The 16,236-nt window shown below is 39.4% G+C and carries 16 protein-coding genes; 7 read left to right on the top strand and 9 right to left on the bottom strand.

The annotated features are described in order from the left end of the window. Positions 1 to 106: 106 nt before the first annotated feature. From AAEY55_RS10445 to AAEY55_RS10415, 7 genes are all read right to left on the bottom strand, one after another. Positions 107 to 811, bottom strand: a complete 705-nt coding sequence (locus tag AAEY55_RS10445) for a SapC family protein (protein WP_011327828.1) — start codon at positions 809 to 811, stop codon at positions 107 to 109. A gap of 341 nt (positions 812 to 1,152) precedes the next feature. Further along, positions 1,153 to 1,863, bottom strand: coding sequence for a 6-phosphogluconolactonase (pgl, locus tag AAEY55_RS10440; RefSeq protein ID WP_350551204.1), 711 nt, complete (start codon positions 1,861 to 1,863; stop codon positions 1,153 to 1,155). Beyond that, on the bottom strand, positions 1,863 to 3,338 hold the full coding sequence (gene zwf / locus AAEY55_RS10435; protein ID WP_011327826.1) for a glucose-6-phosphate dehydrogenase: 1,476 nt from the start codon (positions 3,336 to 3,338) through the stop codon (positions 1,863 to 1,865). The genes pgl and zwf overlap by 1 nt, the downstream gene beginning before the upstream one ends. 299 nt (positions 3,339 to 3,637) lie before the next feature. Further along, positions 3,638 to 5,284: a glucose-6-phosphate isomerase gene (pgi, locus tag AAEY55_RS10430; protein WP_011327825.1), complete on the bottom strand. Its 1,647-nt coding sequence runs from the start codon at positions 5,282 to 5,284 to the stop codon at positions 3,638 to 3,640. 272 nt (positions 5,285 to 5,556) lie between these two features. Continuing rightward, positions 5,557 to 7,815 (bottom strand): aminotransferase class V-fold PLP-dependent enzyme, encoded by a 2,259-nt coding sequence (locus tag AAEY55_RS10425; RefSeq protein ID WP_197182860.1) that lies wholly within the window; start codon positions 7,813 to 7,815, stop codon positions 5,557 to 5,559. 133 nt (positions 7,816 to 7,948) lie between these two features. Beyond that, on the bottom strand, positions 7,949 to 9,022 hold the full coding sequence (locus tag AAEY55_RS10420; RefSeq protein ID WP_011327823.1) for an AI-2E family transporter: 1,074 nt from the start codon (positions 9,020 to 9,022) through the stop codon (positions 7,949 to 7,951). After that, positions 9,015 to 9,233 carry a hypothetical protein gene (locus tag AAEY55_RS10415; RefSeq protein WP_011327822.1) on the bottom strand — a complete coding sequence of 73 codons (219 nt, stop codon included), beginning with the start codon at positions 9,231 to 9,233 and terminating at the stop codon, positions 9,015 to 9,017. Before AAEY55_RS10415 ends, AAEY55_RS10420 begins: the two co-directional genes overlap by 8 nt. Positions 9,234 to 9,379: 146 nt before the next feature. Between AAEY55_RS10415 and AAEY55_RS10410 the strand changes: the two genes are divergently transcribed. The 5 genes from AAEY55_RS10410 to AAEY55_RS10390 are packed head-to-tail and all read left to right on the top strand — an operon-like array spanning position 9,380 to position 12,905. Further along, positions 9,380 to 10,045 (top strand): hypothetical protein, encoded by a 666-nt coding sequence (locus AAEY55_RS10410; RefSeq protein ID WP_089368010.1) that lies wholly within the window; start codon positions 9,380 to 9,382, stop codon positions 10,043 to 10,045. 1 nt (position 10,046) lies between these two features. After that, a complete protein-coding gene (locus AAEY55_RS10405) occupies positions 10,047 to 11,504 on the top strand; it encodes a M48 family metalloprotease (RefSeq protein ID WP_011327820.1) in 1,458 nt (485 codons plus the stop codon). Positions 11,505 to 11,557: 53 nt separating this feature from the next. After that, positions 11,558 to 11,905 (top strand): arsenate reductase (glutaredoxin), encoded by a 348-nt coding sequence (arsC, locus tag AAEY55_RS10400; RefSeq protein ID WP_011327819.1) that lies wholly within the window; start codon positions 11,558 to 11,560, stop codon positions 11,903 to 11,905. After that, positions 11,905 to 12,459, top strand: a complete 555-nt coding sequence (gene wrbA / locus AAEY55_RS10395; protein WP_011327818.1) for an NAD(P)H:quinone oxidoreductase — start codon at positions 11,905 to 11,907, stop codon at positions 12,457 to 12,459. Before arsC ends, wrbA begins: the two co-directional genes overlap by 1 nt. Next, positions 12,456 to 12,905 (top strand): DUF2069 domain-containing protein, encoded by a 450-nt coding sequence (locus AAEY55_RS10390; protein WP_182683231.1) that lies wholly within the window; start codon positions 12,456 to 12,458, stop codon positions 12,903 to 12,905. The genes wrbA and AAEY55_RS10390 overlap by 4 nt, the downstream gene beginning before the upstream one ends. 161 nt (positions 12,906 to 13,066) lie before the next feature. Here the strand turns inward: AAEY55_RS10390 and AAEY55_RS10385 are convergent, their stop codons facing one another. After that, entirely contained in the window at positions 13,067 to 14,404 is a 1,338-nt protein-coding gene (locus tag AAEY55_RS10385; protein ID WP_089368009.1) for an ankyrin repeat domain-containing protein, read from the bottom strand. Between the two features lie 221 nt (positions 14,405 to 14,625). Next, positions 14,626 to 15,219 (bottom strand): phospholipid-binding protein MlaC, encoded by a 594-nt coding sequence (locus tag AAEY55_RS10380; protein ID WP_011327815.1) that lies wholly within the window; start codon positions 15,217 to 15,219, stop codon positions 14,626 to 14,628. A 245-nt stretch (positions 15,220 to 15,464) separates the two neighbouring features. On the opposite strand from AAEY55_RS10380, the gene AAEY55_RS10375 reads away from it, so the two are divergent. Together AAEY55_RS10375 and AAEY55_RS10370 are read left to right on the top strand one after the other, a co-directional pair. Next, on the top strand, positions 15,465 to 15,992 hold the full coding sequence (locus tag AAEY55_RS10375; protein ID WP_011327814.1) for an acyloxyacyl hydrolase: 528 nt from the start codon (positions 15,465 to 15,467) through the stop codon (positions 15,990 to 15,992). Positions 15,993 to 16,086: 94 nt separating this feature from the next. Then, positions 16,087 to 16,233: a DUF2897 family protein gene (locus tag AAEY55_RS10370; protein ID WP_011327813.1), complete on the top strand. Its 147-nt coding sequence runs from the start codon at positions 16,087 to 16,089 to the stop codon at positions 16,231 to 16,233. The last annotated feature ends 3 nt before the right edge of the window (positions 16,234 to 16,236 follow it).

The raw sequence follows: 16,236 nt of genomic DNA, 5'->3' as shown, positions 1-16,236 counted from the left end.
CTTCAGTGAAACCAATGTGGATGGTCGCTAACTATTTATCAAGTAAAGTAAGTTTAAACACATAAAAAAAGCGCCCAAAGGCGCTTTTTTTTGCTGGTTTAAATTATTACGCTTGTTGCGCTTTTAAACGAGCTAAACGTGCTACTTGATGCGTAGACGTTAAAAAAGAATAAATTGGTGCTAAATAACCACGTTTACGTAGCTCTAAAAAGTCAGCATCACTTAATTCATTAAGTTTTTTCTCATCGATAAGGTAAATACCGTTAATGTCTTTTTTCTCGCCTTTAATATCAACTGTTAGCGTTTGCGCTACTAAAAGCTCTTTATCGGCTAAAAACTTCGTAAAAGCATCTGTGATCTGAGAAAACTCAATAAACGATACTAATGCTTCTTTACGACGCTTTAAGTAGTCAGTTTCTTCGCCGTTTTCAAACAACGCATTACCTTCTTCTTCGCCAACTAATGGGCTCGCTTCGTCAATAACAATACCGTATTGATCTTGATCTGGGTGTTTTACTAAACCTAGTGGGTAGCGCGTCGTAGCCATTGGTGCAAATGCTGCCGTCCACTTATCGCCTTCAACAAACAAGTTTTCGCCTGGCTCAAGGCCAAACATAGCAACTGCTTGAAAAGTGCCTGTTTCGTTATTTTTAACGAAAGACATTGGAAATTCATTCGCTATACGCGCAAATTCATGTGCAACTACTGGCACTAAATGTTGCGTTTTCATAAATTCTACATTGATGCCGTTTTTAATTTTAGTATTGGCATGTTTTTCGTTGTGTAAAGGCTGTACTTGTTGCTCCGCCATGTTACTGCTCCGTTTATTTTTAATTTGTATGTTTCTTTGTTAATACCTTTAGGCTAATGCTTTTGAGCAAAAAAAGGAAGGGAAACTTTTATGACAACCGTTTTGATAAAATAAAATTTAAATAAATCTGCACCTTGCCAAAAAACGTACACATAACAAGGGTTAAATCTGCTTAAAAAGAATACGCTGAAAGGCTATTTAACATACAGGCTTGTTTTTAATGTTAACCTGTTTTAACAAAATCACGTTACTAACCACGTTATTTTGGATAATAATTACACAAATAAAAAGGCAGCTAGTTATAGCTGCCTTTTTATTTGTTCATTCGCACTCATTTTAAATTACGGCGCCCAATAAACCTCAATATTAATACTTGGGTGATTTAGCACTGCGCGTAGTGGCATGTCGTTTACATCTCCGCCCGCTTTGGCTTGCTTATACACAGCGAGTTTTTCATCACCGCTAATAAGTAGCTTAACCACTTTAGATTGCGCTATCGCGTTTAATGTAAGTGTCATACGCTCAGTTATACTGCCAGTTACATCACTTTCAATGGCATTAATTGCACACACCAGTTGATCCGAGTTTAGGCCCACGTCTAAACCCTCTGCATGTGGGAATAATGACGCAGTATGACCATCTGGCCCCATACCTAAAATAGTCACATCATACGGGCGTTTTAACGCAGCATAAGCAGCTTCACACACTGCAGTGCCTTGCTGCGCTGTATCAGCGCTATTTTTCATCGTGACAAAGTTAGCCGCAGCACCATAGTTTTGTAATAACGTGCTGTTAATAAATGCTTCGTTACTTTTTTCGTGGCTCGCATCTACCCAACGCTCGTCAACCATAGCAACATCAACATGTTGCCAATTTAAATCAAGGGTTGATAAATGCTTATACGCCGCAGCAGGGGATGAGCCGCCCGATACCATTAATACTGCACGGCCATCATTGCTTATACCATCACGTAATGATTGTTCAAGTGTTGCTGACAGCTCCGCTGTAAGCGCCTCTTTACTATCAAAAAATTTTTCAATTATTGTTGCCATTATGCTCCCTTATCACCGGTGTTAAACCATACATGGTTGTTCTCTGCTAATAATTCGTCTGCATCTTCTGGGCCCCAGCTACCTGCACGATAAAGCGCCGGTTTGCCTTTTTCTTGCCAGCGGTCGATGATTGGATCAATCCACTTCCATGCTTGGCGTACTTCATCACGATGGATAAATAACGAAGGATTATTAGCGGCTGCATCTAGCATTAAGCGCTTGTAGGCATCTGAGTGAAAACCATTGCTATAGGCTTGTGAAAGCTCAATATTCATCGTTACTGGCTCAAGCTGCATTTCAAGGTTATCTAAGCGTTTAGACATCAATGTTAGCTGAATAGTTTCCTCTGGTTGTAGGCGAATCACCAAGCGGTTTGGCTCTATTTCGCCTACGCTGTCTTCGTATACATTGTGTGATACTTTTTTATATTGCACTACAATTTCAGCACAGCGTTTAGCCATGCGTTTACCAGTGCGCAAATAAAATGGCACACCTGCCCAACGCCAGTTATCAATATGCGCTCGAATACCTACAAAGGTTTCGGTTTTACTTGAACCCTCATTAAGCTCTTCTAAGTAACCTGGTACAATTTTACCGTTTAGATCACCTGGTACATATTGGCCACGAATAATATTTTTATCTACGTCGCTGCCAATAAGTGGACGCAGCGCTTCTAATACTTTGAGCTTTTCGTTGCGAATACTATTGGCATTAAGTTTATGGGGTGATTCCATTGCTACTAAACATAACAGTTGTAACAAGTGGTTTTGAACCATATCACGCAGCGCACCGGCTTTGTCGTAAAAGCCTGCACGGGTTTCAAGGCCCACAGTTTCTGAAATGCTAATTTGAATATTATCGATTGATTTAGCATCCCACATGTTTTCAAACAACGAGTTTGAAAAACGCAGTGCCATTAAGTTTTGAACAGTTTCTTTACCTAAGTAATGATCAATTCGGAAAATTTGCTCTTCGCTAAAATACTCTGCGATTTTTCCATTGATAGCCTCAGCAGATTCACCACAATAACCAATAGGCTTTTCAACCACTACACGTGAAGTAGGCGTTATTAAGTTTTTAACAGATAATATTTCACAGCAAGTGCCGTACACAGCAGGTGGTAGTGATAAATAAAATACGCGAGATTTAGTGCTGTCGTGCTCATCTAAAATACCTTTTAGCACATCCCAGTTATCGTCAGGGGCTGTTACATTGCTAACAACAGGTACTAAAAAAGTAGCAAAGGCTTTCCAATCTTTAGCATTAAACTCATCCTTTGCTAAAAACTCTTTTAAGGCTTTGTGTGCTGTTTCTATGTACTCAGCACGTTGGGTTTCTTCGCGTACCGTTGGCAAAATACGTGAGCCTTCAGGTAAATTACCTTCTTGATATGCTCGATACATTGCAGGTAGTAATTTGCGTAACGCAAGGTCACCACCGCCCCCAAAAATTATAATATCAAAAGGATTAAGCATAGTTACTCTCTACGTTTGTGCTACCTGGCACTACCCGTTAGGTAATCAGATATAGCGGTTTATTGCTTGAATGATGTCGGTTTTTATAAATATATTTGCACAAAAACCTGCTTTGTTATGCTGTGATGATGATGTTTTTTATTTAACCACACTGCTGGCTATTTATTATTAATTTTATCATCTGCGCTTAAAAATGGGCCTTAGGGAACTGTAATTCCTCTCACAAAAATACAGTCCCTAAGTACACCAGCGCTACCCGTTCAAAGGTATTTGGTTGCTTATGTTACTAAGCTAAATTTTTACTGCGTACGATGTTGCTTATAATACGCCATTAAACCATTAGTTGAACTATCATGAGCATATTTAACGCGCTCATCAACTAACTCTGCTTCTATTTTTGATGCTAATCCTTTACCTAGCTCAACACCCCATTGATCAAATGAGCAAATTTCTAAAATAATGCCTTGGCAAAAAATCTTATGCTCATACAACGCAATTAAGCGCCCTACCGTTTTAGCGTCTACGCTATCTAGTAACATAGAGGTAGTTGGGCGGTTGCCTTGATGAATTTTGTGCTTAAGTAACTCATCTATTTGTGCCTGAGATTTACCCTTAGCGGTTAAATCTGCGGTGATCTCTTGCTCATCTACGCCATTCATTAGTGCTTCTGTTTGCGCAAAAAAGTTCGATAATAAAATATCGTGATGTTTATCAACGTTTACTTGCGGCTTAATTGAGGCAATAAAATCAGCCGGTACAATAACATTACCTTGATGCAAACATTGGTAAAATGCGTGTTGCCCGTTAATCCCGGTCATACCCCAAATAATTGGCACTGTTGTATAAGGCACAGTTTCACCCGCAAAGTTAACATGCTTGCCGTTACTTTCCATTTCGCCTTGTTGTAAGTACGCAGGCAACATGTGCAGCGCTTGGTCATAAGGTAAAATAGCTTGCGAGGTATAACCTAAAAAGCTGGTATTCCACACACTTAATAATGCCATAATAAGCGGAATATTTTGCTCTAGTGGTGCGTTTTTAAAGTGCTCATCAACTTCGTACGCACCCTCTAAAATTGCTTCAAAAGCGTCATATCCTGCATATAATGCAATCGGTAAACCAATAGCGCTCCATAATGAAAAGCGACCACCAACCCAATCCCACATCGTAAATACGTTGTCGTTACTAATGCCAAACTCGGCTGTTTTTTCTAAATTAGTGCTCACCGCAACAAAATGCTTAGCAATAGCGGCGTTATCTTTAGCTGTTTGTAAAAACCAATCAACCGCTGTTTTAGCGTTGGTCATTGTCTCTGACGTGGTAAACGTTTTTGATGCAATAACAAACAAGGTTGTTTCAGCATCAATATTTTTTAATACCGAGGCAATTTGTACTCCGTCAGCATTCGACACATAATGTACATTTAAGGTATCGTCACTTAATGCTTTTAATGCTTCGGTTGCCATTTGCGGGCCAAGGTTTGAACCACCTACACCTATACTTACTACATCTTTTACTGGCTTACCACTGTAGCCTAACCACTTACCACTGCGTACTTTTTCAACAAACAGTTTAATTTTAGCAAGTTCGTTATCAACCAACTCAGTTACATTTTCACCATCAACAATAAGTGGCGTATGAGCGCGGTTACGTAATGCTGTGTGTAACACTGCTCGGTTTTCGGTGATATTAATTTTTTCACCATTAAACATTTTTTCACGCCAAGCGCTAATGTCACACTCTTTAGCTAATGCAATTAACTGCGTAAAAACATCTTTATCAATACGTTGTTTTGAGTAATCAAATAATAATCCAGGGATTTGCGTAGAAAATTGAGAAAAACGCGCGTCATCTTTAGCAAATAAATCCCTAAGATGGCTTTGTTTCATCTTGGTTGCACTTTTTTCAAGCGCTTGCCAACTTGCTAATTGCGAACGGTTAGTCATGTAAACATCCCCTAAAATATTAATCTATTGATTTAAATGTATTTATTATATAAAACTTAGTTAATTAACATATATAGCTAAGTTAAAAATGAGCTGTTTTTATATTTTATGCTGTGAATGATAACGTAATTTTTTGCTTTTGACACCGGTATCATAAAATTAATATATTAATTTAACAACCCATTCAGAGGCGACTCAGTTAGCTTAATTTGGCAAATAAATAAAAAGGCCGACAAATGCCGGCCTTAATTATATTTATTTGCTAACTAATTTTAACTTCCCAGTGCCAAACCGCCATTTAAATTATAAACCGAGGTATAACCTAGCTCAATTAAATTAGCTGCTGCCAACTTTGAGCGGTTACCACTGCGGCACACTAAAATATATTGATTATTTTTATCTAGCTGCTGCTCTACTATTGCGTTTGCCATACGACTAAGCGGAATATTTAAGGTTTTAGCTGTAGCAACATTTAACAGCGATGAAATGTTATTAGCGCCATGCTCATAGGGTTCGCGCGTATCAATTAAATATACATTGCCGTGGCTGAGCATTTCTTTTGCCTGTGAATAACTCAATTGCTGTGTATTTGTATCTGGTTGCGCATTTACATAACCACAAAGTTGGTTGTTATTATCTGTTTGTTTTTGCTCATCGTGCTGCTGCTTTTTAGCAGCAAATTCATCTTTCGTTATTTGCTTAGATAATAATGCGCTCAATAAAGGAGTTTGCTGTTGTTGCACCGCCCAGTTCATAGCAAAACACTGTTGGTAATCGTGTCCTGAGCAAATAACCGCCTCTGGGGTTAACTGCTGCGCTAATAATATTAACGAGTCAGCCATTTGCTCTGCACTACCACCAAGCAAATGAGTATTACCCAGCCCCGCTGGTAAAATGAGATCACCACAAAAACAATAGCGAACCTCACCCGAGGCTTCTTTTAATAAGTAACTCACACTGTCTTGGCTATGCCCAGGTGTGGCAAGTTTTTCTAGGCGTTGCCCATTTAAATTAATCACCGTTTGGTTAACTGGCCAACCCAATTGATCAACCTCTCCTGCTACTAAACGTGCTGCTAACACACTGCGTAATAGGGTAATTGCACTATTACGCTCTTGGTGAGCATGGGTGTCTAAAATAGCGGTTATGGTTAAATTTTGCGTATTGGCTATTTTTTCAAAGCGCGGTATTAACTCTATAATAGGGTCGATGATCACCGCTTGGTTGTTGCTATTAACATATAACCAGCTGCACGCGCCTTGGTGCCTAAATTGGGTTAAGCCTAGTGCACATAATTCCTGCGTAGGTGTAGCGCTGTCAGATACTACCAGGCAATTTGCTTGTAATACTTGTTTAAGGGCGCGAATTCGCTCACAGGCATGGTCAATATCTTGTTGCGTGGCGGCAGGTCCAAACGATAAACGTATGGCGTTTTCACTTTGCCACTGGCTTGCACCCATTGCATCTAGTACAAAACTTTGTGAAGCACCAGTACTACACGCAGAGCCGCCGCTCACGCGTATGCCGGCAGCATCAAATAAATCAATAACTTCTTTACTGGTTAAGTCGTTAACCGCAAAATTAAGCGTGGTGGGCACTGAGTATGCAAAATCATGGTTAAAGGTAATGGCACCAAATGTATCGCTTATTGCATTGTGTAATTGGCTGCGATATTGCGCAAGCACAGCACTTGATTTAAACGTGTCATCGGTTTTATCTAATAACAAACTAAATAACTTATTAAGTCCTGCAATACCAGGGAGATTTTCAGTACCTGAGCGCATACCACTTTCTTGCCCACCACCGGCTATAAATGCCGTATAAGCACTGCCTTGACGAATATATAATAAGCCAATGCCTTTGGGAGCGTAGAGTTTATGGCCCGAAAACGGTGCGTAATCTATTGTTGTTTCGCTCAACATAAGCTGCTGCTTACCTAATGCTTGAACGCAATCGACCATCCAAGACACGCTGCTATTGCGATTACGAATAACCTGCTCTATTGCCGCTAGATCTTGGTATACACCGGTTTCATTATTAACCGCCATAGTGCAAATCATCAGCGCATCATCAATATGCTGAGCAATAAAATCTAAGTCTAAAATACCGTTACTATCAACCGGAATAGCAAGTACTTGAGCGTTAATCTCTAGCACTTGATTCCAATGTTTTAGGGTATTTGGTACTGCTTTGTGCTCTGTAGCGCCATAAAGTAACACCGGATTTTTTTTATTATGGGTTTTAGCATTTATCAGCGTAGACACTACAGCCGTTTGAATACCTTCGGTTGCCCCAGAGGTAAATAAAATATCACCATTATTAGCGCCAATTACCGCGCGTGCTTTTTGTCGAGTTTGCTCCAATAAGTGCTTAGCTTGAATACCCGTTATGTGCGGGCTAGAAGGATTACCAAAACAGGTTTGCATTGCATGGCACACCACATCAACTATGCATGGCAACACAGGGGTCGTTGCATTTGCATCAAGGTAAACTTGTTTTACTGGCTCATCGGGTAATAAATACTCAGACATTAAAAAACGCACCTTATTACTAATAAATATATCTTATACCAATATTACATAGTTTTGGCTGCAATAGATAATAATCAATTAGTTTTAAAGATGCGTTTTCTATGCTTTTTTATACTTAAAGCGGTGTTAACTTTTAGCTCAGCTCTTTAATGATTTCTTCTTGAGTAGATGACCACGCATTGATCAGCGCTTTGACTAATGACGCCAGTGGAATGGCAAAAAATACGCCCCAAAAACCCCACAAGCCACCAAAAAACAATACCGCTACAATAATAAATACCGGATTTAAATCAACCGCTTCAGAGAACAATAAAGGCACTAGTACATTGCCATCAAGCGCTTGAATAATACCGTAAATAATTAAAATGGTCCAAAATTGGGTTTCAATTCCAAACTGAAACAACGCCACTGCCGCCACCGGAATGGTTACCAATGCCGCACCCACAAAAGGGATCAACACCGAAAAGCCCACTAATACTCCCAATAACGCAGCATAGCGTAAATCAAGTACCGTAAAGGCAATAAACGACACCGAGCCAACAATCAGTATTTCAAACACTTTACCGCGAATGTAGTTCATTATTTGCTGATTCATTTCATTCCACACCTGCATTATTAAGCGTCGTTGTTGCGGAATAAGTTTAGCAATACTGTGGCTAAGCTCTAGTTTGTCTTTAAGCATAAAAAACACTAACAAGGGCACTAAAATTAAGTAAATTAACCACGCAACCGCATCTTTTAAAGACGTGAGCGACACCGACAGCACTACTTGACCAAATTCAATTACTTTAGTCTCTACTGTTAATACAATTGTTTGTACTTGTTCTGCAGTAATTAAACTAGGGTACTGCGCAGGCAAGGCCAATAAAAACGATTTTCCTTGCTCTACCATATGCGGTGTTTCTTGAAATAAATTACTGGTTTGCTGCCACAGCACAGGGCCAATAACTAAAATAAGTGTCAGCATAATACCTGTAAATATAAGCATAACAATTACTGTAGCGGTAAAACGCCTTAACCCAAAACGCTCTAAGTGCAGTACCGGCCAATCGAGTAAATAGGCAATAATAAGTGCCACCAATACCGGCACTATCAAAGATCCAATAAAATATAATAAGGCTACTAACGCCAATAATAAAAATAATAAAGTAACTGAATGAGGATCAGAAAACTTTTTTTCGTACCACGCTTTTATATATTCAAACACGTAATGGCTCCACTAATAACATTCCTTGGCGCTTATTTAAGGTATAACAATATGCATGCTTTTGTAAAAATCGTTCAATGTCGTTTATATTTTCTGCATTATTGAAACTAAAAGTAATACTTTGTTGTAACGACACGGCTTTACGCAGCCCAAGTTTAAATTGAATAAACTGCTGTGGGCATTTATAAGCTGATAAATTTTGCTCTAGCATACTCGTTTCACCTTGAGTTCACATCAATAATAAGTCCCATAGTCACCACCTAAAAATGTATTAAGTGTGAACATGCATAACTTTTCCTTAAAACAACCTCGGCAATAGTTTATCCTTAGGGCATAATTAGCAGTAAGGATAGGTTAATGCCTGGCACGCATAATAAAGCGCAATTACCCAGTAATCCAACACTCAAAGAGATTAATTGGTATAAAAAACAAATAAATTGGGGCGAATTACCACCTTTTTATCACCTTGTTGCCTCATCAGTCAGCGAAGCTGAAGGTATTTTAGAACATGGGTTTGATAATGCAGTAAAAAGCCTTTTAGACAAACGTAATTGGAACCTTGATCTACTTGACGGCTACGAAACCGAACTAGGCGAAATTCAATGTAATAAAAAGCCACGCATTGCACTGCATCAAGTATTTACCGATCGTGGTTTTGAGCTTTGGGCTCAACCGTACGCTAAAGATGTTATTATTGATCAATACGTTAAAAATAATCGTTTTATGGAATTTAAAGTATGGGATCCACTTTCCATGAAGTGCTTAATTAGAATAAATCAATTACATACATTTATTGGCTTTTATTTTGAACGTGGAGACAAAGCCGATAAAGCTATTATTTTACACGCACACAAGGTAGTGCATAAAATTATTACTTTTTTACAAATACAATTGAACGTAGTAAAGCTAGATGGGGTCACAATAAAAGCGCTTTATCAATTATGTGAAAAAGACAGCCGTGCATGCAGTGACGAAATAAACATTGCCAAAATTGCTCTTGGTGAACCAATTAACAGGGAATAAAATGCAGCTAAAATCAGCCTTTATCACTTTATGTAGTGCCGCGCTTACATTTAGCCTATTAGTAAGTGAGCCTTTAAAGGCGCAAACAAACTTTAAATTGCCAGATTTAGGTACCTCAGCCTTACAAGTGCTGCCGCTCGAAAAAGAACAAGCGATTGGCGAAGTAATGATGATGCAAATTAGAGGCTCGTCGCCAATAATTAACGACCCTGTGCTTGATGAGTACTTAACCACAGTGGGCCGTAAACTTGTGGCTAGCGCCAATGATGTGCGGTTTCCGTTTTCATTTTTTTGGTTAAATAACTCTGAAATAAACGCCTTTGCATTTTATGGCGGCCATGTTGGCGTACACACAGGATTAATTGCGCAAGCTGATGATGAAAGTCAATTTGCATCGGTACTTGGCCATGAAATTGCCCACGTTACCCAGCGCCATTTAGCACGGCGCCTACAGCAGCAACAAGACAACAGCGCAATGACTATAGCCGGAATGATTGCCGGTATTTTAGCCGCTGTCGTCGTGCCCGATGCTGGTATTGCTATTATTTCAGCAAGCCAAACACAATCGGCATTTAGCCAACTAACGCATAGCCGCTCAGCAGAGCAAGAAGCCGACCGTATTGGTATGCAAACGCTTAATAATGCAGGCTTTGATCCTCGTGCATCAAGTGAATTTTTAACTAAACTCGCTGCGCAAATTCGTTATAAATATAAGCCACCTGCGTTTTTACTTACTCACCCGCTTCCTGAGAGCCGTGTGTCTGATGTAAGATTGCGTGCGCAGCAATACCCTAAACGCCAAGTAAACCCGAGCCTTGAGTTTAACTTAGCAAAGAGTCGCGTGCTGGCAAGATACGACAATAAACCAGAAGCAGCAGAATCGCTGTTTAGAAAATTAATTCGCGAAAATAGCTACAATAATGCCGCCCTAAAATATGGCTTAGGCATTAGTTTGCTGGATCAAAAAAAGCTTGATGAAGCGCAGCCTATTTTAGATGAACTACTAAAAAGCGATCCTAAAAACTTATTTTATATAGATACCTATACCGATTTATTAATAGCGCAAAAAAAGGCCGCTGAAGCCGTTACCTATTTAGCAGAATTAAACAATTACCGCCCTAACAATCAGGTAATTACGCTAAACTATGCCAATGCAGCCCTAGAAGCAAAGCAATACGAGCTTGCCGAAAACATCTTAAAAAGCTTTTTACTAGAAAAACCAGATCACAGTTTAGGTAAGCAACTATTAACCGACGCCTATAAAAAGCAAGAAAAACTCGCCGCCTATCACGAAGCCAATGCCGATGTATTATCGCAATACGGCGCTTATTTAAAAGCTGCCGACGAAATACAAAAAGCACTCAACTTTATTGAGCCAAACGAGCTAGTTAAACAACAAAGGTTAAAAGCGCTACTTACACAATACCGACTTTTACAAAAAGAGCTTGCTAGGCTTTAAGTCTACAAGCGCTTGGCCTAAAATGGCCGCAACTCATTTATTGGAAGCATTTTATGTCTGTAACTATTTATCATAATCCGCGCTGCTCTAAATCGCGCGAGACCCTAGCTTTATTACAAAGCAAAGCTATTGAGCCAAGTATAGTTGAATACTTAAATACGCCTTTAAGTAGCGAGCAGCTAACTACATTAGTTAAGCAGCTGGGTTTTACATCTGCACGCGAGTTAATGCGCACCAAAGAAGACATTTACAAAACGCTAAACTTAAAAGATGAAACCAGTGAAGCTGCACTTATTAATGCTATGGTACAAAATCCAAAACTAATTGAGCGCCCTATTGTGGTTAACAATGATAAAGCTGCTGTTGGTCGCCCTCCAGAAAACGTATTAAGCGTTTTATAATGAGCACGACCATAGTGGTACTTTACCATTCAAGCCATGGCTCAGTTGAAGCTATGGCCCATGAAATTGCCGAGTCTATAGAGCAACAAGGGGCCAGCGCTTTGCTGCGCACTTTTGTTGCTAAAAACCCACACGACATTATTATCACTAAAGACGATTTAATAAACTGTGATGGCCTTGCCTTTGGCACACCTACTCGCTTTGGTATGATGGCCTCTCAAGCAAAAATGTTTTGGGAAACCACCAGCGAATTATGGTTAAAAGGGCAATTAATTGACAAGCCAGCCTGTGTTTTTTCGTCGTCAAGCAGTATGCATGGCGGCAACGAAGCCACATTACTGAACTTATCGCTACCGTTACTGCACCATGGCATGATGTTACTCGGTGTACCTTACGATGTACCCGAATTGCTGGCAACACAAACCGGTGGCACGCCCTATGGTGCAACACATGTTGCTGGTAGTAGTAATAGTACTGAATTAAGTAAAGACGAAATTAAAATATGCCAAAGTGTTGGCAAACGCCTCACTCAAATTGCGAGAAAACTTCAATGAAAACAGCTGAAATTCCAGCTAAAAAGCCAATTACTGTTAAATTTCAACGTACCGCGATTTTTGGTTATGTCGGTTTATTAATTTTAATGCCTTTATGGATGTTTGTATTTGCACCGAGAGAAGGCCACAGCAATGGCTTTATTTTTGCCGTGTACATACTGCCATTATTATTTCCTCTTAAAGGCATAATTCAAGACAAAGCGTATACGTATGCATGGGCAAACTTTATTGTTATGCTTTACTTTATTCATGGCCTTACATTGCTTTGGGTAGCGCAAGATGAGCTGGTATGGGTATTGTTAGAGCTATTATTTGCCTCTGCTATGTTTATTGGCTGTACCTACTATGCTAGGCATCGTGGGCAAGAACTTGGCTTAAAAATTCGTAAATTGAAAGACGATCTCGCCGAAGAAAAAGCAGCGCACGAGCACGAAAAAACAGATTAAATTATAATTTAAACACAAAAAACGCGCTAATTAGCGCGTTTTTTATTTATGCATCGTTATCGCCTATTTATGGGGAACAGCTACACTACATAGGCTCTGCCTTGCCTAACGGCCAAACACATTGCTGCAAATTTAACCTCGAAAGATAAACTTGTAAATATTTAAACTAAAGAACTTAATGCGGCAAGGGTTACAATAGCGGCTAAACCTAACTGCCCTACTAGGCTAACTAAAGAAAAGCCTCTTAATACAAATAATCCCCACGGGTGTTTAATGTGCGGGTACAGCGCGCAGCGCTTTAAAGTAGCCGCAAAAAAGAAACACACCGCCGCAATCATAGTTAGAGTTAATGTTAATTCGCTTTTTATGGTTATTGTTTCATCAAAAAAGAAAAACAATTGCACCGGCAATAATAAAGTAACCAGAGCATGCAGCGCATGCACTTTTTTAATGCGATCAAACTGCCCTTCAGGCGACAACTCTTTAATACCAAAGTCGCGCTCAAGGCACTTTACTAAGTTACTCGCTTTTATGCTCACCGCTAAGCGATAACAGCTAAGCCCTTCGTTATTACGCACTCTAAAGTCATACCCCGCCTTTAGCAGCAATACCATAAGCGATTCGTTTTTAGAGAGCACAGCATAATGCAAGGCAGTATTCCCCTTATCATCAACTGCTTTTTTATCTTGTTGGCTCAGCAGGGTTTCAACTACATTTACGTAGCCTTTTTCAGCAGCCCACATAAAGGCTGTTTTATTGTGCTCATCGGCAAGCGTACCTGTTGCGCCTTGCTCAATAAAGCGCATGGCCATCATTTGCTTAGCGGTTTTTTTATTTAAATGAGCAAGCAAAGCTTTTTCAAGTAGTACCACAGAATCTACATCCGGCGATACTTGAGTGAGTAAAGTAAAGTAGTCTTTGCCTTTAGCCACCTTTTCACTTGCCAGTTCAGTTAAATGCTCAAGATCGGCAATTGAACCTGGAATATAAGCACTCAAACGCTCTCTAAAATCAACTTCTTGCCACAGAGCTAGCGTGTCAACCGCCGATAATTTACTGCGATTATTTAACGCATGCTCAATTAGAGTAAAATAGCGTTTAGCAAAAAATAAACTAAATAACGACTGCGGTGTATCAATCTCATTTTGCGCCGATACATTCGCGTATTTTTCGAGCCGTTGGCAAAGCATAAGTACTAAGCTTTCGGGGGTATATTCGTTATCAAAATAATGTTCTTTTACCGCGCTTATATACGTTTGTGCACTTTCGTCATACTCGCAAATATGTTGAAAATAACACTCTTCAAAAGGCTCCAGCGGAGTAAACCACGCTAAATAAAATATGGGCGGTAAAACAGTAGTACATACTCCATCATCTTCATGGGTAGAACGACAGGCAGGCCAAGCTTCTAAAGCATCTAAAATAAAGGCACCATTTTGTTCTACAAGTCCTTTGATAAGTAATGGGTATTCCTTTGGCCAAATCAGTACATTTTCCATTAAAACAACACAACTCCAGTGTAGCTTGGGACAGTGGTCAGTTATAGCAGCTTTTAGCTGACACCACGCTTAATCGACGAGCCGATATTCTAGCACACCTTGATCGCCACGCTAGCGCAAAGTAACGCAATACTTATAAAATAAAAAAGCAGCCAACTACATAACTAGTTGGCTGCTTATTTGGTTGGAGCTGGACTTAATCAGGGTCACATAATCTACTATTAGTTGCTTTTTAATTCGCTAATAACGCTCTCTATACCTACATCAGAAATACGTTGTATAATTTCTTTTTGCTTGGCGCTGAGCAATGAAATGCCTTCTGCAACTATGTCGTATACTTTCCATTGTTCATCTTTCCCTAAGCGCAATTTAAAATGTAAATCTATAGTAGGCGCATTTGCTTGTATTATCTGGGTTTTAACCGTAGCGTACTGTGAGTCGCTCAAAGCGTTATCTTGCTCAAAAACTACTTTTTGACCAGTGTACTTCATTAAAGCACCGGCATAAGTGCCTGTTAAATAATGCTCTACTGCATCAATAAAATTAACTGCTTGCTCGCGCTCAATGCCCTTTATATGTTTGCCTAATAATTTAAATGCTACAAATTTTATATCAATATGCGGCATTAAGCGCTGCTCAACAATGTTAAACATGTCTTCTTTACTTGCATCGCCTTTGGCATTAACTTGGGCTATATCGGCAAATAAAGTATCGGCTACGCTTTTAAGGAGTTGTTGTGGAGATTGTTGCGTTTGAGCAAAAAGTGAGCCGCTAAAGAATACAGCTACAACGAGAAACAGTTTTAAAAACTTCATAATAAATTATTGTCTGTGTGATTAAGATGACGCTAATTTACGCGATAATTACACCTTTAAATAGACTTAAATAAGCAACTTATTAATGCCCATTTAGCACCAATAAAACAAAGTAAATAAATTCAATTAGTTAATCAACCTCGGTTAACACCCTATATACAAGCGTATTTTTGTCCCATTGAAAACACCCATGTTGCGCCCTTACTATTTAGTCACTATTTAACTCAGGCACAGCACTGACACCTATGAAAACGTCATTTTTATCATTATTTATATTTGTTTTATTATTCACGAGTCAACACGCATTCGCACAATCGCAGCACGGCTACGCAATTGATCTGCTCAAGGGAGAAGGTGGCGTAAATGGCTTTAAACTAGCCCATCAATATTATCCTACAGGGTTGCAGTCTTTACTTGGCGATACGCGCTTTTATTTCGAAACCAGTGTAAACCTTTGGCAATATAACCATGGCGATAAAACACAGTCTAATGTAGTGCTTGCCATGTCGCCTGTGCTGTTGTTCCCAGCATTTAGCATTAACAATACCCCCATATATGTAGAAGCGGGTATTGGTATTTCATTGGTTGATGAAACCTATTTTGCGGGTAAAAACATTAGCACTCACTATCAGTTTGAAGACAGAATTGGCTTAGTTGCTGATTTTGGCGAAACCAACGTGGCGCTAAGAATTATTCATTACTCTAATGCGGGCTTTAAAGATCCCAACCCCGGGCTAAATTTTTTAACTCTATCGGTAGCAAAACGCTTTTAAATACAGCATTAGCACCATTTTTTAAGTCACTTTATTGCTGTTTTAAACTAAAACGCTCACACTTATACTTTGCTTATAATTAACGGACGTTGCTATGCAAACTTGGCACATGGTTGTTATTGTTATCATTGTATTTGCTATTATTATTGGTAATCTTGCACTGCTAAAGCACTCGGCAAATTTACCCTTTAAAAAAACAAAGCCCGATAAAACTAACTCTACAGATACAAAAAAGCCCTGAATA

This window comes from Pseudoalteromonas sp. 120-MNA-CIBAN-0494, from assembly GCF_040308885.1.
GTDB lineage: Bacteria > Pseudomonadota > Gammaproteobacteria > Enterobacterales > Alteromonadaceae > Pseudoalteromonas > Pseudoalteromonas nigrifaciens.
The sequence above is the reverse complement of the archived record's forward strand: the minus strand, read 5'-3'. Positions and strand labels throughout refer to the sequence as shown.

Excerpts from the sequence above, each read along its gene's own strand:
- AAEY55_RS10445 (WP_011327828.1), bottom strand. The coding sequence starts at position 811 with ATGGCGGAGCAACAAGTACAGCCTTTACACAACGAAAAACATGCCAAT.
- AAEY55_RS10370 (WP_011327813.1), top strand. The coding sequence starts at position 16,087 with ATGCAAACTTGGCACATGGTTGTTATTGTTATCATTGTATTTGCTATT.
- AAEY55_RS10375 (WP_011327814.1), top strand. The coding sequence starts at position 15,465 with ATGAAAACGTCATTTTTATCATTATTTATATTTGTTTTATTATTCACG.
- arsC (WP_011327819.1), top strand. The coding sequence starts at position 11,558 with ATGTCTGTAACTATTTATCATAATCCGCGCTGCTCTAAATCGCGCGAG.
- AAEY55_RS10410 (WP_089368010.1), top strand. The coding sequence starts at position 9,380 with ATGCCTGGCACGCATAATAAAGCGCAATTACCCAGTAATCCAACACTC.
- zwf (WP_011327826.1), bottom strand. The coding sequence starts at position 3,338 with ATGCTTAATCCTTTTGATATTATAATTTTTGGGGGCGGTGGTGACCTT.
- AAEY55_RS10380 (WP_011327815.1), bottom strand. The coding sequence starts at position 15,219 with ATGAAGTTTTTAAAACTGTTTCTCGTTGTAGCTGTATTCTTTAGCGGC.
- wrbA (WP_011327818.1), top strand. The coding sequence starts at position 11,905 with ATGAGCACGACCATAGTGGTACTTTACCATTCAAGCCATGGCTCAGTT.
- pgi (WP_011327825.1), bottom strand. The coding sequence starts at position 5,284 with ATGACTAACCGTTCGCAATTAGCAAGTTGGCAAGCGCTTGAAAAAAGT.
- AAEY55_RS10425 (WP_197182860.1), bottom strand. The coding sequence starts at position 7,815 with ATGTCTGAGTATTTATTACCCGATGAGCCAGTAAAACAAGTTTACCTT.
- AAEY55_RS10390 (WP_182683231.1), top strand. The coding sequence starts at position 12,456 with ATGAAAACAGCTGAAATTCCAGCTAAAAAGCCAATTACTGTTAAATTT.
- AAEY55_RS10415 (WP_011327822.1), bottom strand. The coding sequence starts at position 9,233 with ATGCTAGAGCAAAATTTATCAGCTTATAAATGCCCACAGCAGTTTATT.
- pgl (WP_350551204.1), bottom strand. The coding sequence starts at position 1,863 with ATGGCAACAATAATTGAAAAATTTTTTGATAGTAAAGAGGCGCTTACA.
- AAEY55_RS10385 (WP_089368009.1), bottom strand. The coding sequence starts at position 14,404 with ATGGAAAATGTACTGATTTGGCCAAAGGAATACCCATTACTTATCAAA.
- AAEY55_RS10405 (WP_011327820.1), top strand. The coding sequence starts at position 10,047 with ATGCAGCTAAAATCAGCCTTTATCACTTTATGTAGTGCCGCGCTTACA.